The organism is Nocardia sp. CDC519 (genome assembly GCF_059509835.1).
In genome coordinates this window covers 2,056,763-2,079,159 of the sequence record NZ_CM183377.1, presented here as the reverse complement: position 1 = coordinate 2,079,159, position 22,397 = coordinate 2,056,763, and the positions used below count along the sequence as shown (strand labels likewise).

19 protein-coding genes are annotated in these 22,397 nt (G+C 68.9%); 7 read left to right on the top strand and 12 right to left on the bottom strand.

Features of this window, described 5'->3' with window-relative positions:
• Window positions 1-23 precede the first annotated feature (23 nt).
• Entirely contained in the window at window positions 24-917 is an 894-nt protein-coding gene (locus tag AC5W7N_RS09230; RefSeq protein ID WP_495923520.1) for an AAA family ATPase, read from the bottom strand.
• A gap of 39 nt (window positions 918-956) precedes the next feature.
• Window positions 957-1,931 (bottom strand): GlxA family transcriptional regulator, encoded by a 975-nt coding sequence (locus AC5W7N_RS09225; RefSeq protein WP_195007011.1) that lies wholly within the window; start codon window positions 1,929-1,931, stop codon window positions 957-959.
• A gap of 159 nt (window positions 1,932-2,090) precedes the next feature.
• Between AC5W7N_RS09225 and AC5W7N_RS09220 the strand changes: the two genes are divergently transcribed.
• Together AC5W7N_RS09220 and AC5W7N_RS09215 are read left to right on the top strand one after the other, a co-directional pair.
• Window positions 2,091-2,522, top strand: a complete 432-nt coding sequence (locus AC5W7N_RS09220; RefSeq protein WP_163817405.1) for a VOC family protein — start codon at window positions 2,091-2,093, stop codon at window positions 2,520-2,522.
• Complete coding sequence (locus AC5W7N_RS09215; protein ID WP_194992691.1) at window positions 2,522-3,274, top strand: hypothetical protein; 753 nt, start codon at window positions 2,522-2,524, stop codon at window positions 3,272-3,274. The genes AC5W7N_RS09220 and AC5W7N_RS09215 overlap by 1 nt, the downstream gene beginning before the upstream one ends.
• Here the strand turns inward: AC5W7N_RS09215 and AC5W7N_RS09210 are convergent.
• Complete coding sequence (locus AC5W7N_RS09210; protein ID WP_195019755.1) at window positions 3,204-4,565, bottom strand: DUF2252 domain-containing protein; 1,362 nt, start codon at window positions 4,563-4,565, stop codon at window positions 3,204-3,206. The two genes, AC5W7N_RS09215 and AC5W7N_RS09210, sit on opposite strands and share 71 nt — an antisense overlap.
• A gap of 456 nt (window positions 4,566-5,021) precedes the next feature.
• Between AC5W7N_RS09210 and AC5W7N_RS09205 the strand changes: the two genes are divergently transcribed.
• Together AC5W7N_RS09205 and AC5W7N_RS09200 are read left to right on the top strand one after the other, a co-directional pair.
• Window positions 5,022-5,270 carry a hypothetical protein gene (locus AC5W7N_RS09205; protein ID WP_495923519.1) on the top strand — a complete coding sequence of 83 codons (249 nt, stop codon included), beginning with the start codon at window positions 5,022-5,024 and terminating at the stop codon, window positions 5,268-5,270.
• A 95-nt stretch (window positions 5,271-5,365) separates the two neighbouring features.
• Window positions 5,366-5,788 (top strand): PPOX class F420-dependent oxidoreductase, encoded by a 423-nt coding sequence (locus tag AC5W7N_RS09200; RefSeq protein WP_163817397.1) that lies wholly within the window; start codon window positions 5,366-5,368, stop codon window positions 5,786-5,788.
• 61 nt (window positions 5,789-5,849) lie between these two features.
• On the opposite strand, the gene ilvC is transcribed toward AC5W7N_RS09200, so the two are convergent.
• From ilvC to AC5W7N_RS09185, 3 genes are all read right to left on the bottom strand, one after another.
• Complete coding sequence (gene ilvC, locus AC5W7N_RS09195; RefSeq protein WP_174343942.1) at window positions 5,850-6,851, bottom strand: ketol-acid reductoisomerase; 1,002 nt, start codon at window positions 6,849-6,851, stop codon at window positions 5,850-5,852.
• A gap of 64 nt (window positions 6,852-6,915) precedes the next feature.
• Window positions 6,916-7,419, bottom strand: coding sequence for an acetolactate synthase small subunit (ilvN, locus tag AC5W7N_RS09190; protein WP_014352179.1), 504 nt, complete (start codon window positions 7,417-7,419; stop codon window positions 6,916-6,918).
• A complete protein-coding gene (locus AC5W7N_RS09185; RefSeq protein ID WP_194991969.1) occupies window positions 7,416-9,383 on the bottom strand; it encodes an acetolactate synthase large subunit in 1,968 nt (655 codons plus the stop codon). Before AC5W7N_RS09185 ends, ilvN begins: the two co-directional genes overlap by 4 nt.
• A 332-nt stretch (window positions 9,384-9,715) precedes the next feature.
• Between AC5W7N_RS09185 and AC5W7N_RS09180 the strand changes: the two genes are divergently transcribed.
• Together AC5W7N_RS09180 and ilvD are read left to right on the top strand one after the other, a co-directional pair.
• Entirely contained in the window at window positions 9,716-10,330 is a 615-nt protein-coding gene (locus AC5W7N_RS09180) for a PH domain-containing protein (protein ID WP_495923518.1), read from the top strand.
• Window positions 10,331-10,492: 162 nt separating this feature from the next.
• Window positions 10,493-12,334: a dihydroxy-acid dehydratase gene (gene ilvD / locus AC5W7N_RS09175; protein WP_163817393.1), complete on the top strand. Its 1,842-nt coding sequence runs from the start codon at window positions 10,493-10,495 to the stop codon at window positions 12,332-12,334.
• A 193-nt stretch (window positions 12,335-12,527) separates the two neighbouring features.
• Here the strand turns inward: ilvD and AC5W7N_RS09170 are convergent, their stop codons facing one another.
• On the bottom strand, window positions 12,528-13,433 hold the full coding sequence (locus AC5W7N_RS09170) for a DoxX family protein (protein WP_495923517.1): 906 nt from the start codon (window positions 13,431-13,433) through the stop codon (window positions 12,528-12,530).
• A gap of 133 nt (window positions 13,434-13,566) precedes the next feature.
• Here AC5W7N_RS09170 and AC5W7N_RS09165 point away from each other — a divergent pair, with 133 nt between their 5' ends.
• Window positions 13,567-14,679 (top strand): PQQ-dependent sugar dehydrogenase, encoded by a 1,113-nt coding sequence (locus tag AC5W7N_RS09165; RefSeq protein ID WP_195007009.1) that lies wholly within the window; start codon window positions 13,567-13,569, stop codon window positions 14,677-14,679.
• A 123-nt stretch (window positions 14,680-14,802) separates the two neighbouring features.
• On the opposite strand, the gene gatB is transcribed toward AC5W7N_RS09165, so the two are convergent.
• The 5 genes from gatB to AC5W7N_RS09140 all read right to left on the bottom strand — a co-directional run bounded on the left by gatB (window position 14,803) and on the right by AC5W7N_RS09140 (window position 22,334).
• Entirely contained in the window at window positions 14,803-16,311 is a 1,509-nt protein-coding gene (gene gatB, locus AC5W7N_RS09160; RefSeq protein ID WP_495923516.1) for an Asp-tRNA(Asn)/Glu-tRNA(Gln) amidotransferase subunit GatB, read from the bottom strand.
• A 65-nt stretch (window positions 16,312-16,376) separates the two neighbouring features.
• On the bottom strand, window positions 16,377-17,774 hold the full coding sequence (locus tag AC5W7N_RS09155) for an alpha/beta hydrolase family protein (protein ID WP_495923515.1): 1,398 nt from the start codon (window positions 17,772-17,774) through the stop codon (window positions 16,377-16,379).
• A 72-nt stretch (window positions 17,775-17,846) separates the two neighbouring features.
• Window positions 17,847-18,881 carry an ATP-dependent 6-phosphofructokinase gene (locus tag AC5W7N_RS09150; protein WP_104359124.1) on the bottom strand — a complete coding sequence of 345 codons (1,035 nt, stop codon included), beginning with the start codon at window positions 18,879-18,881 and terminating at the stop codon, window positions 17,847-17,849.
• 76 nt (window positions 18,882-18,957) lie between these two features.
• On the bottom strand, window positions 18,958-19,860 hold the full coding sequence (locus AC5W7N_RS09145; RefSeq protein ID WP_178128404.1) for a serine hydrolase: 903 nt from the start codon (window positions 19,858-19,860) through the stop codon (window positions 18,958-18,960).
• Window positions 19,861-20,072: 212 nt separating this feature from the next.
• Complete coding sequence (locus AC5W7N_RS09140) at window positions 20,073-22,334, bottom strand: serine/threonine-protein kinase (protein WP_495924065.1); 2,262 nt, start codon at window positions 22,332-22,334, stop codon at window positions 20,073-20,075.
• Window positions 22,335-22,397: the final 63 nt, after the last annotated feature.

Genomic DNA, 22,397 nt, shown 5'->3' with positions numbered 1-22,397 from the left:
GGCCGCGCCTCGCGCCCTGCGAGTCAGCCGCACGCCGACTCCGCTGCCGCGTCTGCCCCATCCAGCTCGAGCCGCTCCACCGCGACCTGATGGTCGGACCGATGTTTCAACAGCACACCGAGCGTGGAGCGCACCACTCCACCCGTGAGTCGCCGAGTCCCCAGCGCGACGAGAGTTCGTGCCCAGTCGACGGTTTCGGCGACCGACGGCGCCTTGCGCAGCGGGAGCTGACGGAGCGCGCCGACGGTGCGCACGATCGGTTCGGCCAAGGCCGCATCGAGTTCGGGCACGCGCAGCCGGACGATGGCGCGTTCCAGCTCGGCGGTCGGATAGTCGATGTGCAGGTACAGGCAGCGTCGCTTCAACGCCTCCGATAGCTCGCGGTTGGCGTTGGAGGTCAGGATGACGAACGGTTTGCGGACGGCGCGGATGGTGCCGAGTTCGGGGATGCTGACCTGATAGTCGCCGAGCACCTCGAGCAGCAGCCCTTCGAGTTCGACATCGGCCTTGTCGAGTTCGTCGATGAGCAGCACGGTGGGCTCGGGGTTGCGGATGGCGGCCAGCAGTGGGCGCGAGAGCAGGAACTCTTCGGTGAAGACGTGCTCGCGCGTGCTGTCCCAGCTTTCGCCTTCGGTGGCGGTGATGCGCAGCAGCTGCTTGGCGTGGTTCCACTCGTAGAGGGCGCGCGCTTCGTCGATGCCCTCGTAGCACTGCAACCGGATCAGCTCGGCCGCGGCGGTAACGGCGAGGGCCTTCGCCAGTTCGGTCTTGCCGACGCCGGCGGGGCCTTCGATGAGCAGCGGTTTGCCCAGATGGCCCGCCAGGAACACGGCGGTGGCGATATCGGTGGACGGCAGATAACCGGCGTCGGTGAGCCTGCGGGTCACCTCGTCCACCGAGGCAAAGAAGTTACTCATCGGTAGACAGTGTAAAACGCATCGGTCGCCGGCCTCGCTTCACCATGCGAGCGGCGAGGACCGCAGCTCGGCAATCGTCACGCCGCGGCGGCGTTTCACCAATCCCCGCAGGGTTCCCGCGTTCAGATAGCCGACCCGCGCCGCGACGGCGTCCAGCGTCAGATCAGTGGTGCGCAGCAGATGCGCGGCACGCTCCAAACGGATGTCGTTGACGAAGTCGCGTGGTGACATGCCGAGTTCGGCCTGGGTGGCGCGCTGCAGGCTGCGCTCGGTGACGCCGATCGCCTGCGCGGCGGTGGAGATCAGGAACTGGTCGGCCAGATGGTCGCGCACCCAGCGTTCGAAGGCCGCGGTCACCGAATTGCCGCGGGCGACGATTTCGGGAAGCACGAAGTCGCTTTGCCTGCGCCCGTTGCCCGCGATCAGATATCGGCTGGTGAGTTCGGCCAGCGCCGGACTCACCGATTGCACCAGCGACAGCGCGAGATACATGTGCGACAGCGCGGCGCCCGCCGTGCTGACCCGCGGGCCGCGACACAGGATCCGGCTCTCGTCGAGCGCGATCTGCGGGTAGCGGCGGCGGAACGTGGGGCCGAGCCACCAGCTGGTGGTGGCCGCGGATCCGTCGAGGACACCGGCCTCGGCCAGGAAGAAGGTCCCCGAGCAGGCGCCGGCCACATGTGTGCCGTTCTCGTGGACCTGCCGGATCCGATCCAGCACGGGCTTGCTGCGGGCCGAGGTCACCAGATCGACCAACGGCTCGGGATCGAGCACCTGCACCGCGGGCACGATCATCATGTCGGGTTCGGGCGTGCCGTCGACCAGTGGTGTGGTGGCGATGGTGTGCCCATGCCCGGAGGTGACGCTCTCGCCGAAGGACATGGTGCGCACCCGCCACGGCGCGGGTGGTGTGTCGAGCTGGTCGCGGGCCGCGTTGGCGGTGTTGAAGGTCTCCTGCAGTGCCGCCAAACCGAAGTCGGCCACACCATCCATCACGAACACCCCGACATCCATGTCGGGAATAGTACTGAACATGTCGTTTCCGACACTCGGTAATGGCGGACGGGCCGCATAGTGTCTGTTCAGTTCCAGTGACGGCCCGCACAGTTTCGGCCCCCTCACCCCCGGCAGCCCCCAGCCGTCGTCCGCCGATCGACACCCTCGGAGTCCCGCATGTCGCTTGCCACCAGCCTCGTCCACCACATCCGGTTGACGGTCACCGATCTCGAACGTTCGCGTGAGTTCTACGAGGACGTGCTCGGCTTCGAAGTGGCGGCCGAATCGCCCGGCAACCCGGCCGATCCACTCGTGCGCGCCGACCCGTTCCAGCTCTACGGCGGCGTGGTGTTCCAGACCCCCGGCGGGATGCTGCTCGGACTGCGGCCGGTGGCCGACCCGGACGATCGCTTCGATTCCGAACGCGTCGGTCTCGACCATCTCAGCTTCACCGTCGATTCCCGCGACGATCTACTGAAGGCCATCGCCCGCTTCGACGAGGCGGGCGTGGCACACGGCGACATCGTCGAGATGGATCAATTCGGTATCGCGATCCTCGGCTTCAACGATCCCGACGGTATCCACCTCGAACTGACCGCGGGGATCTGATGGGCGTACGGACCCGCACCTGTACCGAGGTCGACCTACCGCCGTTTGCCCAGCTCTGGGCCAGATGGGCGGCGATGTCGGCTGCCTTCGCCGCCGCCGGATCGCAGTGGGGGCCGCGAATGTTGCCGTCGCTGGCATGGTTCGAGAGCTCCGGCAACAGCGGCTCGACGCTGTACGCGTTGCCCGGCGGCCGCGCGGTGCTCTCCGGCGGCGTGTGGACCTCGGACGCGCTGCGACTCGACGACGACGCACCACCGCCGGTGCATCCCGAGCCACCGGACTGGGCCGTCGACCCGATGCTGAACCCGCACGCCGACACCGGGCTCACCGCGTTCTGCTACTGGTGGGATGCCGGACGCTGGTATCGCGCCGACTCCCCCTCGGTGGCGCAGGCGGCCTCGGCACTGCCCGGCCTGTGGACCACCGACTCGGTCGCCGAGCTCATCACCTGCCTGGCGACCGGCCGCCCCAACGACGAACAACGCGCGCACGCGATCACTCTGATCTGTGCCGCCGAGATCGGCGCGGTGAGCCATGACACGGTGGCGAATGTGTTCGGCGACAACGATTTGTTCGATCTGGACGCGGCCATGGATCAGTTCGAGATGGCGGGACTCACCGCGCGTCAGACCGCTACCCGCGCGGCCACGCAGTGCCTGCGCGGTCCGGCCACGCCACGGTTCAGTACGGGTTCGCCACAGCTTCGACGCGTCCGGATTCGATGGCCTCGACCAGCGCTCGGTGATCGCTGACGGTCTGATCGGCGTAAGCGAGAGCGAACTCGGCCATGGCCCGGTCGAACGAATCGCCGGACCCGAGATAGCCGGCGATGGCGATGCGGTCGCCCGAGCGGGCATGGGCCCTGGCGAGGGTGTGCCCGCACAGCGCGGCGTACTGGCGCAGGCCGGCCGGTGACATGGTGTCGATCTCGGCGGAGCCCTTCATATCGCGCAACTGCCGCCAGTAGAAGTGGCGGCCCTGCGGTCCGGCGATCCAGCCGAGGAAGATATCGCTCGCGGACTGCATCAATCGCTGCCCGTGCACCACGCGGTGGCCGTGATTGCGGAACACGCTCGGCGTCAGATGCGGCGCGAGCACCGATTCCTCGGCCTCCTTCACCTGCAGAAACAGCGGGCCGCCGGTGTCGCGGTCGATGAGCAGCACCACGAAACAGCGGGTGCCGACGCTGCCGACGCCCACCACCTTGCGCGCGAAATCCACGATCCGGTACCGGTTCACCAGCACCCGGCGTTCCTCGGGCAGCGAGCGGCGATAGGCGGCGAAGACCTCCTCGACGGCGTCGGCATCGGCGACGGCGACCGGTGTGAGCAGTGGCGGTTGCTGCCGGATGCGCAGGCGACCGTCGGGACCGAGCTCGGTGAGTTTGTGCAGCGCCTGCAGGCTGGTGCGGCGGCGGGCGGCATCCAGGGTCTTCTCGACGTTCTTGCGGCGCTTCGGTTTACGGACCAGATCGACCAGGGTGTCGGCGTCGACCTGCTCGTACCAGACGTCGAGGGAGTCACGTCCGGCCAGCCGTCGCATGCCGTCGCGGTAGGCCGCCGCCGCGGTGCGCGCCGATGCGGCCGCCGCGTCATCGGTGCAGCCGTTGGCGCGTGCGGCGACCGCGATGCTGGCCGCCAGACGTTTCACATCCCATTCGAAGGGACCGGGCAGTGTCTCGTCGAAATCGTTGAGGTCGAAGACCAGCGACCGTTCCGGTGAGGCGAAGACACCGAAGTTGGACAGGTGCGCGTCGCCGCACAGTTGCACCGTCAGGCCGGTGTTCGGGGTGGCCGCCAGGTCGGCCGCCATGATCGCCGGAGCGCCGCGCAGGAAGGGGAAGTGCCCGGCCGCCATCCGCGCGTAGCGGATGGGCACCAGCTCGGGAACGCGGGTGGCCGCCTGCCGTTCCAGGATGGCGATCGGGTCGCGTTCCGGGGCGAGCCGCAACTGGCCGAGAGCCGAACGTGGCAGCTGCGCGCGCACCGCGCGACCAGCGTGCTCGCGCTCCGACGCCAGAGTGTCGGCGACCGTATTCGTCATCCACACAGTCTTGCCCGCGGCCGAGAACAGTACAACGACGCGGCGAAATCCGGTGTGTCCCCTATTGCCCCCGACCCGGTCGGCGTGCCCGCATGGGTGGGGTCTCATCCATTCGAATGATCCTCGGTCCGAACCTGTCCGCACCCGTGACCTTTGCCGCCAATTGCGGAAGAGTAGGGGGTGTGTCACCGCTGCTCGACCGATTCGCCCCGACCACGTCGGCCGGCCGGGATCCGGTGTCGCCCGAGTGCCCGTCCGGCACGGCAGGCGTGTTCCCGCACCGCTCGCACAGCCCGCGAGGCCACCGCTACGCCCGGACCAGCGCTCGAATCACGGCGAGGGCTGCGATCGGCTGATCCGCAGCATGCTGGAAAGGATAAGAAGGTGTTCTCGACAACCACATCAACCGCGTTTCGCCGGACGGCGGCGCGCGTCGCCGTCGCCGGTGCGATAACAGTGTTTCCGCTGACGGCCGTCGCGGTTCCGGCCGCTGCCGATCCGGCGTCGGCACCGCCCGGTATCACTCAGGTCGATCGCCCAGGCCATGGCGATTGGGACCGGTGGGACCACGACAAGAACAAGAAATGGGATCACGACAAGAAGTGGGACCGTGACTGGGACCGCAACTGGGATCGTGGTCACGGGCACGACCCGCTCTGGTGGCTGCTGCGCCATATCATTCCGCGCGGATTCGGCAGCTTCTGAGCGACCGCGGGCGGGAAAGGCGAGCACGACCGGTCGGGGTCCCGCCCGCATCACTCCTTGACCTCAACCTTCGTCGAGGTCCTACGTTCGATGTCATGGCAATTCTCACCGACGTCGAACGCGCGTATCTGCACACCGTGCGGCTGTGCCGGCTGTCCACCGTCAGCCCGGACGGCCAGCCGATGACGGTTCCGCTCGGCTTCCGCCTCAACGACGACGACACCATCGATATCGGCGGACCGAACCATGCGAACACCCGGCGCTACCGCAATGTGCTCGTCAACCCGAAGGTGAGCGTGCTGTTCGACGACCTCACTCCCGATCGGCCCGGCGAACTCGTCCCTGGCAAGGGCCGCGGCGTCGAAATCCGCGGTATCGCCGAAACGCTCACCGTGGAGGTACCGCCGGTGGTGCCGGAGTGGTTCTCCCATGACGTCATCCGCATCCACCCGCGCCGGGTGCACAGCTGGCATATCGACCCGGCCGATCCGAGCGGCCGCGCCCGCACCGTCGCCTGAGGCGTACACGCGAAAGGGCCCGTCCGCCACCGGCGAACGGGCCCTTTCTCGCGCGCGGAACTTACGCGGTTTCGGTGATGGGGCGATCCACCCAGCTCATCAGACCACGCAGCTTGGCGCCGGTGACCTCGATCGGGTGCTCGGCGTTCTGCTTGCGCAGCGCCTCGAGCTCCTTGTTGCCGCCCTCGACGTTGGCGACCAGACGCTTGACGAAGGTGCCGTCCTGGATGTCCTTGAGGATGTCCTGCATCCGCTTCTTGGTGTCGGCGTCGATGACCCGCGGGCCCGACAGGTAGCCACCGAACTCGGCGGTGTCGGAGACCGAGTAGTTCATCCGGGCGATGCCGCCCTCGTACATCAGGTCGACGATCAGCTTGAGCTCGTGCAGCACCTCGAAGTAGGCCATCTCCGGCGCGTAACCGGCCTCGACCATGACCTCGAAACCGGTCTTGACCAGTTCCTCGGTGCCACCGCAGAGCACGGCCTGCTCACCGAACAGGTCGGTCTCGGTCTCTTCCTTGAAGGTGGTCTTGATGACGCCCGCGCGGGTGCCGCCGATGGCCTTGGCGTAGGACAGCGCCAGGGCCTGGCCCTCACCCTTCGGGTCCTGATCGACCGCGATCAGCGCCGGAACGCCCTTGCCGTCGACGAACTGACGACGCACCAGGTGGCCCGGGCCCTTCGGCGCCACCATGCCGATGGTGACGTTGGCCGGCGGCTTGATCAGGCCGAAGTGGATGTTGAGGCCGTGGCCGAAGAACAGCGCGTCGCCATCCTTCAGGTTCGGCTCGATGTCATTGGTGAAGATCGACGCCTGCGCGGTGTCGGGGGCCAGCACCATGATCACGTCGGCCCACGCGGAAACCTCGGCGGGGGTGCCGACGGTCAGCCCGGCCTCCTCGGCCTTCGGCCGCGACTTCGAGCCCTCGGCGAGGCCGACGCGGACCTCGACACCCGAGTCGCGCAGGCTCAGCGAGTGCGCGTGGCCCTGGCTGCCGTAACCGATCACCGCGACCTTGCGGCCCTGGATGATCGACAGATCGGCATCGTCGTCGTAGAACATCTCGACTGCCACTATTGGGTTCCCTTCTCGATTTCTAGGAGTTAGAAAAGACTGATTCGGCTGCTCAGCGGGTCGCGGTGATCGACTTCGGCCCGCGGCCGACCGCCACCACACCGGACTGCACGATCTCACGGATGCCGTACGGTTCCAGCATCCGCAGCAGCGCGTCGAGCTTGGACCGGGTTCCGGTCGCCTCGACGGTGAGCGCGTCCGGTGACACGTCGATGACCTTCGCCCGGAAGAGCGTAACGGCCTCGATCACCTGGGTGCGCACGCTGGCGTCGGCGCGCACCTTCACCAGGATCAGCTCGCGGGCCACCGAGGCCTCGGCGTCCTGCTCGACGATCTTGATGACGTTGACCAGCTTGTTGAGCTGCTTGGTCACCTGCTCGAGCGGCAGATCCTCGACGGTGACGACGATCGTCATCCGGGAGATGTCGGGAACCTCGGTGCCGCCGACCGCCAGCGATTCGATATTGAAGCCGCGGCGAGAGAACAGGCTCGCCACTCGCGCCAGCACGCCCGGCTTGTCCTCGACGAGGACGCTGAGGGTGTGGGTGCTGCTCATTCTTGGTTCCCCTCGCTGGTCTGTGCGGTGGTGTCGGCGGGACGGCCGGCCTGCGTCCGGTCATGCGACAGCGCCTCGTGGATGACGGCGGGCTCGGCGGCGGTCTCGTCCTCGTCGAACAGCGGACGGATGCCGCGGGCGGCCATGATCTCGTCGTTGCTGGTGCCCGCGGCGACCATCGGCCACACCTGGGCGTCCTTGCCGACGATGAAGTCGATGACGACCGGGCGGTCGTTGATCGACTGCGCCTCCCGGATCGCGGCCTCGACGTCTTCTTCCTTCTCCACCCGGATGCCGTGGCAGCCGAGCGCTTCGGCCAGCTTGACGAAATCGGGGATGCGCAGGGTGTGCGTGCCGAGATCGGTGTTGGAGTAGCGCTCCTCGTAGAACAGGGTCTGCCACTGGCGGACCATGCCGAGGTTGCCGTTGTTGATCAGCGCGACCTTGATCGGCACGCCCTCCACCGCGCAGGTGGCCAGCTCCTGGTTGGTCATCTGGAAGCAGCCGTCACCGTCAACCGCCCAGACCTCCTTCTCCGGCGCGCCCATCTTGGCGCCCATGGCGGCCGGGACGGCGTAGCCCATGGTGCCGAGACCGCCGGAGTTGAGCCAGGTGCGCGGCTTCTCGTACTTGACGAACTGGGCGGCCCACATCTGGTGCTGGCCGACGCCCGCGCAGTAGATCGCATCCGGTCCGGCCAGGCGGCCGAGCGCGTCGATGACGAACTCCGGCGACAACGAGCCGTCGCTCGGCGCGGTCCAGCCGAGCGGGTAGGCGTCGCGGATGCCGTCGAGGTAGGTCCACCATTCGGTCAGCTCGAACGGCATGGTCTGGGCCGGATCGGACTTCAGGGTCTCGATCAGCTCGATGATCACCTCGCGGCAATCACCGACGATCGGGACATCGGCGTGCCGGTTCTTCCCGATCTCGGCGGGGTCGATATCGGCGTGGATGACCTTGGCGCCGGGCGCGAAGGAGTCCAGCTGACCGGTGACGCGGTCGTCGAACCGGGCACCGAGGGTGATCAGCAGGTCCGACTTCTGCAGCGCCGCCACCGCGGCCACCGAACCGTGCATGCCGGGCATGCCGCAGTGCAGGCGGTGGCTGTCGGGGAACGCGCCGCGCGCCATCAGCGTGGTCACCACCGGAATGCCGGTCAGTTCGGCCAGCTCCAGCAGCTCGGCCGAGGCGTCGGCCTTGATCACGCCGCCGCCGACGTAGAGCACCGGCGCCTTGGCCTCGGCGATCAGCCGGGCGGCCTCACGCACCTGCTTGCCGTGCGGCTTGGTGACCGGGCGGTAGCCGGGCAGCCGCATCTCCGGCGGCCAGCTGAAGGTGGTCTGCGCCTGCAGCACGTCCTTCGGGATGTCGACCAGCACCGCGCCCGGACGACCGCTCGAGGCCAGGTAGAACGCCTCGGCGATCATGCGCGGGATGTCGGCACCGTCGGTGATCAGGAAGTTGTGCTTGGTGATCGGCATGGTGATGCCGGAGATGTCGGCTTCCTGGAAGGCATCGGTACCGATGAGTCCGCGGCCGACCTGACCGGTGATCGCGACGATCGGCACCGAGTCCATCTGGGCGTCGGCGATCGGGGTGACCAGGTTGGTGGCGCCGGGACCCGAGGTCGCCATGCAGACACCGACCTTGCCGGTGGCCTGGGCGTACCCGGTGGCGGCGTGACCGGCACCCTGCTCGTGGCGCACCAGGACGTGCCGCACCCGGGTGGAATCGAACAGCGGGTCGTAGACGGGCAGGATGGCGCCGCCGGGAATGCCGAATACGGTGTCGACGCCGAGCTCCTCGAGCGAGCGGACGACCGACTGCGCGCCGGTGACCCGCTCGGGCGGGAGCTGGCGGCGGTTGGCCGTGGTCGTCGCGGGAGTACCGGCAGCTGCCGGCTGGTTCGCCGAAGGCGCTGGCCTGCGGGCCGAGGGCCCGGGCCGGGCGGTTGGTGCGCTCACCGTCTTGGTTCCTTACCTCTTGTCGTTATGACCCCGGGCGAGCCGCGAGTGGCGGTGCCTGCCCGTCCGGACAGCGGTCATGGTCCGAACACAAAAAAGCCCCCGACAGCCCATGGCTGTTCGAGGGTGGCGCGTCGCAGTGCGAGCTGACGTATCAGGTAGTCGGGCTCAACGCTGGACGCGCCGGCCGATTACGAGCAACTCGTTTCGATTCACGCGCATGACGGTATTTGTGCGTGAGGTGAAGAGTCAAACTGCTTGCCTACGCCGTCCCATTATGTGGGACGACAGTGGGTGCTCGAGTCCGTCCACCATGATGCGAGGATGGTGGTGTGTCATCACCGCATCAGTCCGTGCCACCGGCTAAATCGTCCCACACGTCCGACGCGGCGCCGGATACGGGTGGTCAGGCGAGCGAGGGCACACCGGCCCGTGTCATCCGCATCACACGACTGAACTTCATCGGCGTATTGGTGCTGGTGCTGTGCGTGTTCTTCCCGTTCGTCGGCTGGCCCGCCGCGCTGTGGTGGCTGTTCGCGCTGCCGATCGCGGTGTCGGTGTGGATTCTGCGCACCCAGACCACCGTCTCCGGGGCGGGACTTGATCTGCGCACGGTCTTCGGATCCCGCCACATCGACTGGGCGCAGGTGCGCGGCATCCGCATTCCCAAGCGTGGCTATGTCCGGGTCCACCTCGACGACGAGAGCGAGGTAAAACTACCGGCGGTAAGCTACGACCGATTGCGCGAACTGGTGGACGCTTCGGGTGGACGAATCCCCGACCCGTTCGCCGGACCCGCGGAACCGATCGCATCGGCGGACGCCGACACCACCGGCACCACCGAGCCCCCTTCGGGCGCCGACCCGACCACGGGCGGCGACACACCGACCCCCAGCGAGGCCGATACCGCGGCCGCACGCGACACCGACACCGCCCCGGGTAGCTGATCCCCGCTCCCCCACCGGCACACAGCCCGTGCCGGGTGCGGGAGTAACGTCGAGGAAACGCCGAGCAGTGCGCCGGCCGGACCGCCGGGCACCCCCCGGCCGGACCGCCGAGCCGCTCAGCGTCGTCGCACATCAGCCCCCGCGACCCGACCGAGGACATCCATGCCACCGCTTCGTTCACGAACCACCACCATCGGCCGCAATGCCGCCGGCGCCCGCGCTCTGTGGCGGGCCACCGGTATGACCGACTCCGATTTCGGCAAGCCGATCGTCGCCATCGCCAACTCCTACACCCAGTTCGTGCCAGGGCACGTGCACCTCAAGGACGTCGGCGAGATCGTCGCCGACGCGGTGCGCGCCGCGGGTGGTGTGCCGCGCGAGTTCCACACCATCGCCGTCGACGACGGCATCGCGATGGGACACGGCGGCATGCTGTACTCGCTGCCCAGCCGCGAGATCATCGCCGACTCGGTGGAATACATGGTGAACGCACACACCGCCGACGCGCTGGTGTGCATCTCCAACTGCGACAAGATCACCCCCGGCATGCTCAACGCGGCCATGCGGCTCAACATCCCCGCGGTGTTCGTCTCCGGCGGCCCGATGGAGGCCGGTAAGGCCGTCGTGGTCGGCGGTGTCGCGCAGGCGCCGACCGACCTGGTCACCGCGATCTCGGCCAGCGCGAACTCGGCGGTCAGCGACGAAGGGCTCGACGAGGTCGAGCGCAGCGCCTGCCCGACTTGTGGTTCGTGCTCTGGCATGTTCACCGCGAACTCGATGAACTGCCTCACCGAAGCGCTCGGACTCGCGCTGCCGGGCAACGGGTCGACCCTGGCCACCCATGCCGCGCGCCGCGCGCTGTTCGAGAAGGCGGGCAAGGTGATCATCGACATCGCCACCCGCTGGTACCGCGACGACGATGCCTCGGTGCTGCCGCGCAATGTGGCCAATGCCAAGGCCTTCCGCAATGCGATGGCCCTCGACGTCGCGATGGGTGGTTCCACCAACACGGTGCTGCACACCCTTGCCGCCGCGCAGGAGGGTGAGATCGACTTCGACCTGAACACGATCGAGGAGATCAGCCGCAAGGTGCCGACCCTGTCGAAGGTGGCGCCGAACTCCGATTACCACATGGAAGACGTGCACCGCGCGGGCGGCATCCCGGCGCTGCTCGGCGAGCTGCGGCGGGCGAACCTGCTGGAAACCGATGTCACCACGGTGCACACCGCGAGCTTCGACGAATGGCTCGACACCTGGGACATCCGCTCCGGCAAGGCTTCCGAGGAGGCCATCGAACTGTTCCACGCCGCACCGGGCGGGGTCCGCACCACCGAGCCGTTCTCCACCGACAACCGCTGGTCCTCGCTCGACACCGACGCCGCCAACGGCTGCATCCGCGACCTCGAGCACGCCTATACCGCCGAGGGCGGACTGGTCGTGCTGCGCGGCAATATCGCCCCCGACGGCGCGATCCTCAAGACCGCCGGCATCGACGAGGAGCTGTTCACCTTCCAGGGCCCGGCCGTGGTGGTCGAATCCCAGGAGGAGGCCGTGTCGGTGATCCTGGCCAAGAAGATCAAGCCCGGCGATGTGATCGTGGTGCGCTACGAGGGCCCGGCCGGCGGTCCAGGCATGCAGGAGATGCTGCACCCCACCGCCTTCCTCAAGGGCTCCGGGCTCGGCAAGGAGTGCGCGCTGATCACCGACGGCCGGTTCTCCGGCGGCACCTCGGGCCTGTCGATCGGCCACATCTCCCCCGAGGCGGCCAGTGGTGGCGTCATCGGTCTGGTGGAGGACGGCGATCAGATCCGCATCGACGTCGCCAGCCGCACCCTCGAGGTGCTGGTCGACGACGCCGTGCTGGCCGAACGGCGCGCCAAGATGGAGGCGCGGGAACGGCCGTGGCAGCCGGTGAACCGCGACCGTCCGGTGACGACGGCGCTGCGCGCATACGCGGCCATGGCGACCTCGGCCGACAAAGGTGCCGTGCGGCACGTGAAGTAGGACACGAAAGTAGGCGCTCCTCCCAGGCGAGGAGCGCCTACTGGTTTTCGAACGTGACAACTGATTTCGCACGGTCCGGGTAACTCACCGGGTACGCCCAGAATTCAGCCGACCACACAACCGCCGGCCCGCAACGGCACGCCGAACGGCACTCACGACCGGCAACGGAGAGGCGGATCGGAGGCGGATCAGATCAGACGATGCCGACCAAGGGGTTGCCGCCGTGCAGGTACCACCAGGCACCCGCGGCCGCGGCGATCGCGAGCAGCAGCACCACGAACGAGCCCCAGGCCGGGCGGGTGGCCCAGCCGCGGCTGCGGTCCAGCGCCCAGCGGCCGGGACCGGTGAGGATGATGACCGCGGCGGTGCCGGCGAGGATCGTCTCCAGCTCGACGGCTCCGGTGCCCTGCGTGTACTGGAAGTCGGGGTGCATGCCCTGCTTCCAGGCCCAGGCGTCGAGGATGACGGCCAGCACCGCGCCCGCGGCCAGTGGAGTGGCCAGGCCGAGGATGAGCAGGATGCCGCCGCCGACCTCACCGGCGATGAGCATCGCGGCCGATAGCGACGGATGGTCCCAGCCGCCCTTCTCCATCATCTGGCGGGTGCCGTCGATGCCTGGGCCGTCGAACCAGCCCGCGAGCTTCTGCATGCCGTGGTAAAGGAAGGTGCCACCGACGACCAGCCGCAGCAGGAACAGGCCGAGATCGAGGGTGCCGCGCCGGTTGTCGCCGTTGCGGCGGCGCACCCGGTTGGCCGTGGCACCGGTGGGCGGCGCGGCGGCGGGCGGGATACTCGCGTAGGCGTAGGTGGCGTCCGGATCGGCGCTCTTCGCGTCCGCGTCGGAGCCCGCCGCCGCCGCGGCGGAGTCCTTCCCGGCCGGAGCGCCCGCGCCGGCGGCGTCGACCTCCGGGTCGAGCCCCAGCTCCTCTTCGGTGCGCGGAATCTGCTTGGTCAGCTTCGGACGCTCGTCGCCCACCGCGGGAAACTCGCCGGTCGGTGAATCGTAGGGGCTGCCGACGCCGCCCTCCGACGATGACACCGCCCGCTGCTCCGCCGTGCTCGCAGCGGATTCGGGCTCGTCTTTCGACTTGTCGCTCACCCGTTCAGCCTAAGCCGCGAGGGCCCGGCGGTTAACCCTCTTGGACGACGGCGTGTCCGGTGACCTGTTTCGGCCACACCGGGTGGGCACCCGCGACAGGCGCGCGGTCCGAGGTTTCCGTTACGTTTGGGGTATGAAGTCGGTTGGCGCGAGGCGCTTGGTGGTGGGGGCAGTGCTCGGCTCGATGCTGCTGGGTGGCTGCGCGCGGTTCGATGATTCCGCGTCCAGTCCGTTCACGCCCGAGCCGACGCTGCACGGCGCGAATATCGAGCCGAAGAAGCCCGATCAGCCGCCGACCTCGACCACCCGCCCGAGCGGGCCGTGCATCGACCCCGATCCGGCGGTGGTGGCGACCTGCCTGGACACCACCGGCGGTCTGGTCTCGCTCGGCGGGTCCGCGCTGGTCACCGAACGGCGCACCGGACGGATCATGAAGGTGGTGCCCGAGCAGCCGCCGGTGGAGATCGCGCGCGTCGACGTCGACGGTTCCGGTGACGGCGGACTCACCGATCTCGCGCTCTCGCCCACCTACGGCGAGGACGGCCTGCTCTACGCCTACATCACCACCCCGAGCGATAACCGGGTGGTGCGGATCGCCCAGGGCGGCGGCCCGCCGAAGCCGGTGCTGACCGGAATCCCGAAGGGCGCCACCGGTAATCGCGGCGCCATCGAATTCACCGGGCCGGATCGGCTACTGGTACTCACCGGCGACGCGGGCAATCCCGGCGCGGCCGCGGCGCAATCGTCGCTGGCGGGCAAGCTGCTGCGGGTGAATTCACCGAGCCCCAACGGTTCGGCGTCGCCGGAGGTGGTGATCTCCGGGATCGGCACCGCCGGCGATATCTGCCTCGACAGCACCCAGGGCGTCTGGATCACCGACCGCACCGCGACCGAGGACCGGTTGCAGCGACTGGCACCCGACGGTGCCGTCAGCACGGCCTGGACCTGGCCGGATCGTCCCGGCGTCGCGGGCTGCGCGGCGGCCGCCGACGGCGTGGCGATCGCACTGACCGGTGCGAAGGCGCTGGCGCTGGCCGTCACCGATCCGGACACCCATGCGGTGACCGCGGCACCCACCCTGGTGGCGCAGGACAAGTACGGCCAGCTCAGCGGTGCGGCGTCCGGCGGTGATGGCACCATCTGGGTGTCCACGGTCAACAAGAACGAGGGCGGCACGCCGGGACCGTTCGACGATCGGGTGGTACGGATTCCGCCGCCCGCCGCCGGCGGAGGTGGGCCGGACTGATCCCGGGCTGACAATCCGGTCACGGCGCGCCCGCGTCGTGACCGGATGCCGCGCAGCCGCCGGAGCCGAAACATGAACTCCCGCCCGCGCATCAGCGCGGGCGGGAGTTCGCTGTCCGGTGGCTCAGGCGCCGCAGGCGGCCAGCACCAGTTCGCGGACGCGGGCCGCGTCGGCCTGACCGCGGGTGGCCTTCATGACGTCGCCGACGATCTTGCCGGCGGCCTGCACCTTGCCGGAGCGGATCTTGTCGGCGATATCGGGGTTGGCGGCCAACGCCTTGTCGACCTCGGCTTGCAGGGCGCCCTCATCGCTGACCATGCCGAGGCCCTTGGTCTCAACGATCTGCGCCGGATCGCCCTCACCGGCCAGCACGAAGTCGACGACCTGCTTGGCGACCTTGTTGTTCACCGTCTTGGCCTCGACCAGCTTGATCACCTCGGCCACCTGGGCGGGCGTGATCGGCAGATCCTCCAGCGCGACCTCGCGCTCCTTGGCCTTCTCGGTCAGATAGGCCACCCACCAGGAGCGCGCCTCGTTGGCCGGTGCGCCCGCGTCGACGGTGGCGATGATCAGATCGAGAGCGCCCGCGTTCACCAGATCGCGCATCACCTCGTCCGACAGTCCCCACTCGGACTGGATGCGGGCCCGGCGCAGCCACGGGTATTCCGGAATCGTGGTGCGCAACTGCTCGATCCACTCGGCGTCCGGGGCGACCGGGCGCAGGTCCGGTTCGGGGAAGTAGCGGTAGTCCTCGGCGGTCTCCTTGCGGCGCCCGGGCGAGGTGGAGCCGTCGGCCTCGTGGAAATGCCTGGTCTCCTGCACGATCGAACCGCCGGAGGCCAGCACCGCCGCCTGACGGCGCATCTCGTAGCGGACGGCCACCTCCACGCTGCGCAGCGAGTTGACATTCTTGGTCTCGGTGCGGGTGCCGAATTCGGTGGCGCCGACCGGCATCAGCGAGACGTTGGCGTCGCAGCGCAGCGAACCCTGCTCCATCTTGACGTCGGACACGTGCAGCGACTTCAGCAGATCGCGCAGCGCCGTCACGTACGCGCGCGCCACCTCCGGCGCCCGCTCCCCCGCGCCGGTGATCGGCTTGGTGACGATCTCGATCAGCGGCACACCGGCGCGGTTGTAATCGAGCAGCGAATGGCTGGCGCCGTGGATGCGGCCGGTGGCGCCGCCGATGTGCACCGACTTGCCGGTGTCTTCTTCCATGTGCGCGCGCTCGATGTCGACGCGGAAGGTGCTGCCGTCGTCGAGCACCACATCCAGGTGCCCTTCGGTGGCGATGGGCTCGTCGTACTGGCTGATCTGGTAGTTCTTCGGCTGATCCGGGTAGAAGTAGTTCTTGCGCGCGAACCGGCCCCACGGGGTGATCGAACAGTTGAGCGCCAGGCCGATGCGGATGGCCGATTCGACGGCCTTCTCGTTCACCACCGGCAGCGATCCGGGCAGGCCGAGGCACACCGGGCACACCTGGGTATTCGGTTCGGCGCCGAACTCGGTGGGGCACCCGCAGAACATCTTGGTCGCGGTGGACAGCTCGACGTGAACCTCCATGCCGAGCACCGGCTCGTACCGGGTCACGACATCGGCGTAATCCATCAGTTCGACGGTAGGTGCGCTCATGGCGAACAGTCTATGTAAGGGCTACCGGCGGGCGTGCCGACGGTCCGCGCATGCTCGGCGCGCGGCTAATTCGCCGGCACCCGCTGGGTGAGCCAGTCCTTCACGTAGTCGAGCACCTCGGGCGCGATGGTGGTCTCGATGGTCGAATACTCGCTGGGCAATCCGGTTCCGGCGGGCTGCATCAGGTGGTTGAGCCCGGGGAAGGTGTGCACGGTGGCATCCGGGTCGCCTGCGAGCAGATCGCGCATCGGCTGTTCGTTCTGGCTCGGCAGGACCTGCAGATCCTTCTCGCCGAAGAAGGCGAGCACCGGCACCCGCAGCGCCGACAGCGCGGGAGCCGGGTCGTAGCTCATGAACGAGGTCATCGACGGGGTGAGCAGGGCGTCGATCTGTTCGTCGGTCATCCGCTGGCCTTCCGGCAGCGTCTGGTTGTGCTCGCGCGCCACCTGCCGGGCCTTGTCGAGATCGCCTGCCCGCATCGCGTCGGCCAGCGCGGTGATGTAGCCGACCTGCGCGGCGGTCTCCTCCGGGGACGCGCCGCCGGCGGCGAACAGCGCGCGGTTCTGTTCGATCAGCACATCCCCGCCCGGGACGGCGGGCCCGGCCATCAGGATCGCGAACGCCACCCCGCTGTCGGGTTTCGATGCGACCAGCGGGGCCAGGTAGCCGCCCTCGCTGTGCCCGAACAGGCCGACGCGCGCCGGGTCGATATCGTCGCGGGTGCGCAGGTAAACCACCCCGGCCGCGGCATCGCCCGCCAGATCGTCGTAGGTGGCCTGATCGAGATCGCCGCTGGTGCCGCCGACGCCGCGGTCATCGGTGCGCAGTACCGCGTACCCGGCGCGGGTGAGCGTATCGGCGAGCAGCAGAAACGGCTTGTGCCCGAACAGTTCTTCATTGCGATCCTGCGGGCCACTGCCGGTCAGCATCAGCACGGCCGGGAACGGGCCGTCACCTTCGGGTTTGGTCAGCGTGCCGGCGATGGTGATGTCGCCGTTCGGGTAGCTGACGTCCTCGGATTCGTACGGGAACGGCGGTTTCGGTTCCTGCGGGCGAGCCGCGGGCGTCAGCGCGCCGGGCCGCATGACCAGCGGGAATGTCTGCCCGGACTGGGTGAAATCGCCGGTGATCTGCCCGGCGCCGGTGTCGAGTCGGCCATGGAAGGCGGGATCGCCCGGTATGTCGGGAATGGTGAACTCCACCCGATCCGGTTCCGCGACGACTTCGTCGAGCGACACATCCGCTACGCCCTGCGACGGAATGTCGATGGTGGCACTGTCGGCGGACAGGAAGTCCACCCCGATCTCGAGGGGCTGGCCGGGGACGTCGATCTTGCCGTGCCAGTCACCGCGTACCGGGTTCTCCGTCGCCGATCCGGAATCGGACCCGTCGTCGGAGCACCCGGCCAGCACCATCGCGGCCACCATCGACAGCACCAGTACCGCCACTCGTCGCGCACGCATGATCTTCACAGTACTGATCGGGCACGCGTTTCCGCGGAAGCCGCACAGCGATGCCGCACCGAGGCGGACCGCTCAGCCGAAGAACGCCTCGGCTTCCCGATACCGCTCGGCCGGGACCCGTTTGAGCTGTTTGGTCGCCTCCGACAATGGCACCAGGCCGATCTCGGTACCCCGCAACGCGACCATCTGCCCGAAATGCCCGGCGTGCACGGCCTCGGCGGCATGCAGTCCGAAACGGGTGGCCAGCACCCTGTCGTACGGGGTCGGGCTGCCGCCGCGCTGCACGTGCCCGAGCACCGTGGTGCGAACCTCTTTGCCGATCCGGCGCTCGATCTCCACGCCGAGCTGCTGGGCGACACCGGTGAACCGCTCGTGCCCGAACTCGTCGACACCGCCCTCGCGCAGGGTGAATCCGGAATCGGGCGCGGGATGCGATCCTTCGGCCACCACACAGATGAAATGCTTGTCACCACGCTGGAAACGGCGCTTGATCATCGCGCACACCTGCTGGACGTCGAAGGGAACCTCGGGCACCAGGGTGAGGTGAGCACCCGCCGCCATGCCCGCGTGGATCGCGATCCAGCCCGCGTGCCTGCCCATGACCTCGACCAGCATGACCCGCTGATGCGATTCGGCGGTGGTGTGCAACCGGTCGATCGCCTCGGTGGCGATGGCCAGCGCGGTGTCGTGGCCGAATGTGACGTCGGTGCAGTCGATGTCGTTGTCGATGGTTTTGGGCACGCCGACGACCGGCACACCTTCGTCGGACAGCCAGCTGGCCGCGGTGAGGGTGCCTTCACCGCCGATCGGGATGAGGGCCTCGATGCCGTTGTCGTCGAGGGTCTGCTGGATCCGGCCGAGCCCGTCGCGCAGCACGTCGGGATTGGTGCGTGCGGTGCCGAGCATGGTGCCGCCCTTGTTGAGCAGCCGGTCGGTTCGGTCGTCGTTCAAGATCTGGATCTTGCGATCCTCGAGTAGGCCGCGCCAGCCGTCCTGGAAACCGACGATCGCGTCACCGTAACGCCCGTTCGCGGTGCGTACGACGGCGCGGATCACAGCATTCAGCCCTGGGCAGTCTCCGCCTCCGGTCAAGACTCCGATGCGCATGGCCGCTATCTTGCCTCGCATCGGGCTCCGATGGAGCCCCGCCCCCGTGAACGATGAGTAACAGTGACCGCGGGACTCAGGAGGGGCACTTCCCGCCGCTGAGTTCGCGCAGATGCTGCGAAATCAACGTCGCCATCTTGTTGAGCATGGTCATCCCGTCGGAGAAGTTGCCCGACGCGGGCTGGGCGGCGAACGCGACCGCGATCTGCCCGCCCGCCGCCGGGACGAGGCCGAATTGGCGCACCAGATAGGCACCTTCGGAATCGGGACCCCAGCCGCCCTTGAAGTCGGCGGCCGCGAACACCGAACCCAGCCCCCACTGGTGATTCGGAATGATCTGCCCCATCAAGGCGACGACCTCGGCCGAGTCCGGCAGGCACGGCAGCCGCGAAGCGAAACGCACCTGATCGGCCAGCGCCCATTCGGCCTGGCCGAAAGCCGAGAATTCCGACCTGGCCTTGGTGGCGGGAACGGTGGTCACCGCGTCACCGCCCTCGCGCAACACCGATTGCACCGCCTGCGCCGCCTCCTGCGGGGTACCGAGCGACTGCCACAGCGCGTCGGCGGCGGAGTTGTCGGAAGCGGTGATGGCCGCGGTCGTCGAATACGACGGGCTGCCCTGGCTCTTGCGCAGCGCGGCAATGGCCAAGGGCACCTTCATCGTCGACCAGGCCGGGCCGGTGGTCCAATCACCGAAGGTCACCAGCTTTTCCCCGCCGACCGGCATGATCGCCAGGCCGAGCCGCCCCTGCTGGCTCTTGCTCAGCTCGGCGATATCGGCGGCCAGCGTCCCGGGGACGACGATCGAGAGGCCCTCGTGCTCGGCCTTGGCCGCCGCCTCGGTGACACTCGGCATCGCCGGTGTCGCGGGCTCGGCCTCGCTGCCGCACGACACCACCACTAGCGCCGTCAGCACGGCGACGACCACGGCCGCCCGCCGTCGGATCTCAGGGAAGCGTCCCGCGTGTTCAGTTGGCATGTTTCGACACATTCTGGTTGCGATCTCCCCCCGGTCTCGGTGTCGGTGCAGCATCCGGAAACCGTACTTGTTCGGCGCCCGGACCGCCTGTTGCGGTGCTGCGGCAACGGCCCGGGGCGCCGAGAATACCCGATCGCTCGCGACCGAACCCGGTTACGCACAACCGATCTCGACGACTCACCTACTGGACAATCGACCGGATTCGCCTGACCTCAGTACACGTACACCACGGCGTTGTCCCCGCCGGTGCAAGTGACGAGCCGATCCTGCTCGGAACAGCTCATGGTGTAGGTCCGGCCGGTGATGGGGCTGGCGGCGACAACCGAAGCGGGCGCGCTACCGCGCCCACCGCCGGCCGCCGCGGCGTAGGCCTTGCGGACCTCCTCGGCGAACTCGCAGCTGGTCACCTGAGTACCGACCGCGGCGTTGGCGAAGGCGACCGTCGCCGGTGGACCGCACGGGCGGGCACCCGGTGGCAACGCGATCGGCGTCGGCCGGGCCGATGTGGTCGAGGTCCTGGCCGAACCCGTGGTGCCGCCGGTGCGGGCGGCGGCCGAGGTGGGCGCGGCGGCGGTAGTCTGTGCGGTGGTCGACTCGGCGTCATCGGAGCCGAACATCTGCAAGCCGACCACGGCGCCGATGGCGATGACGGCGACCACCAGCACACCGATCACGATGGGCAGCACCACCGAACGGCGACGCCCCTGTGGCGCATAAGGGTCGTGCGCGTAGGGGTCATGCGCATATGGGTCGGGCTGGTATCCGGCGGGTGGGTGCCCGCCGGGCGGATAGCCACCGCGCTCGGCGCCGTACTCCTCGCCGTATCCGCCGACCCGCGGGTCGGGGGCGCCGTAACCGGCGTGTTCACCGTAGGGCGGGGGCGGGGGTGCGCCGTAACCGGCCGGCTGGGGATATCCCGGTGACGAGCCATAGGCGGGTGCGTGGCCGGGAGGCGGTTCCACCGGCGCGCCGTAGATCCGGGTTTCCTGATCGGCGGGGTAGCCGCCCGCGGGCCCGTCATCGGCAGCTCGGTCGTCGTCGGGGCGTGCGCCGAAGCCACCCGCGCCGTAGAAGCGGGTTTCCTGATCGGCCGGGTAGCCGGCGCGGTCTTCGTCGTCGCGGTACCCGGCGGCGCCGGGATGGCGGGCGGTGGGCGCGGATTCGGCGGCGCCGTAGACGCGGGTCGTCTCGCTGGGCGGGTACGGTGCGTCACCTCCGTCGTGGCCGCGCGGTGCGGTGCCGGACTCGCCACCGGAGCCGGTGGACGCCGCTGCGGCGATCCCGCCCAGCAGGGTCGGCGCGGCCGGGCCCGCATAGTCGGGCAGATCGGGTCGCGCGGCGGGATCGACCGCGGGGTGCAGCTGCGCACCCTCGTACAGGTGCGCGTCGGGGAACGGGCGCACTTGCGGCACCGGGCCGGTTCCCGGCGCCACCCCGATCTCCTGGGTCGGCAGCGTGAACTGGGTTTCGGTCGGGCTCACCTCGGTCGGTCCGCTCGGACGGATGACGGGCAACGACACCTCGCCGGTCGACTCCGGCGCCACCGCGCTCAGCTCGCCGGTCCGCGACGGATCCGGCGGCCGCACCACCAAACGCGCGAAACCACCGGTCGCGGGCGCCGACCCGGCCGCGGGCGCACCCGCGGCGGCAGGCAGCGCGGCCCGGGCAGCGCGGGCGAGTTCGGCCGCGGTGGGGAACCTGTCGTTCGGATCCTTGGCCATGCCGCGCGCGATCACCGCGTCCAGCGCGGCCGGCACGCCGGGGCGTTGCACGCTCGGACGCGGCGGCGGTTCGGCCAGATGCGATCGGATCAGCACGCTCATGCTGGCCGCGGGGAACGGCGAGGCGCCGGTGAGGCATTCGTGCAGTACGCAGGCCAGCGAATAGATGTCGGCGCGGCTGGTGACCGGGCCGATATCGAAGCGCTCCGGCGCCATATAGGTGTAGGAGCCGATGGCGACGCCGACCATGGTGATGGCGCTGTCGCCTTCGGTGTGGGCGATGCCGAAATCGGCGAGGTAGGCGAAGCCCGCCTCGGTGACCAGGATGTTGGCGGGTTTGACGTCGCGGTGCACGAGTCCGTCGGCATGGGCGGCGTCGAGGGCCGCGGCGATCTGCTCGATGATCGACACCGCGCGATGCGGGCTCAGCGCGCCACTGGTCTGCAGGATGGTGCGCAGATCCGAGCCGGGAACCAGCCGCATGTCGATGAACAGCCTGCCGTCGATCACGCCCCAGTCGTGGATGGGGATGATGTGCGGTTCGGCCAGCCGCGCCGCGGCCTGCGATTCGCGCCGGAACCGGACCTGATACTCCGGATCCTGGGCCAGCTCGTCGGAGAGCAGTTTGAGCGCGACTACCCGGTCCTTGACCGTGTCGTAGGCCTCGTAGACCTCACCCATGCCCCCCTTGCCCAGCAACGACCGCAACTCGTACGGCCCGAACCGTTTTCCCACGTCGGACCCAGGTGCCACCACCGGTGTCAATCCTCCACTCCCGGGCGCTGGTCGCGGTCGTCTGCGACCGTGCGGTCCGGG

Excerpts from the sequence above, each read along its gene's own strand:
- AC5W7N_RS09155 (WP_495923515.1), bottom strand. The coding sequence starts at position 17,774 with ATGCGTGCGCGACGAGTGGCGGTACTGGTGCTGTCGATGGTGGCCGCG.
- AC5W7N_RS09220 (WP_163817405.1), top strand. The coding sequence starts at position 2,091 with ATGTCGCTTGCCACCAGCCTCGTCCACCACATCCGGTTGACGGTCACC.
- AC5W7N_RS09165 (WP_195007009.1), top strand. The coding sequence starts at position 13,567 with ATGAAGTCGGTTGGCGCGAGGCGCTTGGTGGTGGGGGCAGTGCTCGGC.
- AC5W7N_RS09230 (WP_495923520.1), bottom strand. The coding sequence starts at position 917 with ATGAGTAACTTCTTTGCCTCGGTGGACGAGGTGACCCGCAGGCTCACC.
- AC5W7N_RS09145 (WP_178128404.1), bottom strand. The coding sequence starts at position 19,860 with ATGCCAACTGAACACGCGGGACGCTTCCCTGAGATCCGACGGCGGGCG.
- ilvD (WP_163817393.1), top strand. The coding sequence starts at position 10,493 with ATGCCACCGCTTCGTTCACGAACCACCACCATCGGCCGCAATGCCGCC.
- AC5W7N_RS09225 (WP_195007011.1), bottom strand. The coding sequence starts at position 1,931 with ATGGATGTCGGGGTGTTCGTGATGGATGGTGTGGCCGACTTCGGTTTG.
- AC5W7N_RS09215 (WP_194992691.1), top strand. The coding sequence starts at position 2,522 with ATGGGCGTACGGACCCGCACCTGTACCGAGGTCGACCTACCGCCGTTT.
- AC5W7N_RS09150 (WP_104359124.1), bottom strand. The coding sequence starts at position 18,881 with ATGCGCATCGGAGTCTTGACCGGAGGCGGAGACTGCCCAGGGCTGAAT.
- gatB (WP_495923516.1), bottom strand. The coding sequence starts at position 16,311 with ATGAGCGCACCTACCGTCGAACTGATGGATTACGCCGATGTCGTGACC.
- AC5W7N_RS09210 (WP_195019755.1), bottom strand. The coding sequence starts at position 4,565 with ATGACGAATACGGTCGCCGACACTCTGGCGTCGGAGCGCGAGCACGCT.
- ilvN (WP_014352179.1), bottom strand. The coding sequence starts at position 7,419 with ATGAGCAGCACCCACACCCTCAGCGTCCTCGTCGAGGACAAGCCGGGC.
- AC5W7N_RS09200 (WP_163817397.1), top strand. The coding sequence starts at position 5,366 with ATGGCAATTCTCACCGACGTCGAACGCGCGTATCTGCACACCGTGCGG.
- ilvC (WP_174343942.1), bottom strand. The coding sequence starts at position 6,851 with ATGTTCTACGACGACGATGCCGATCTGTCGATCATCCAGGGCCGCAAG.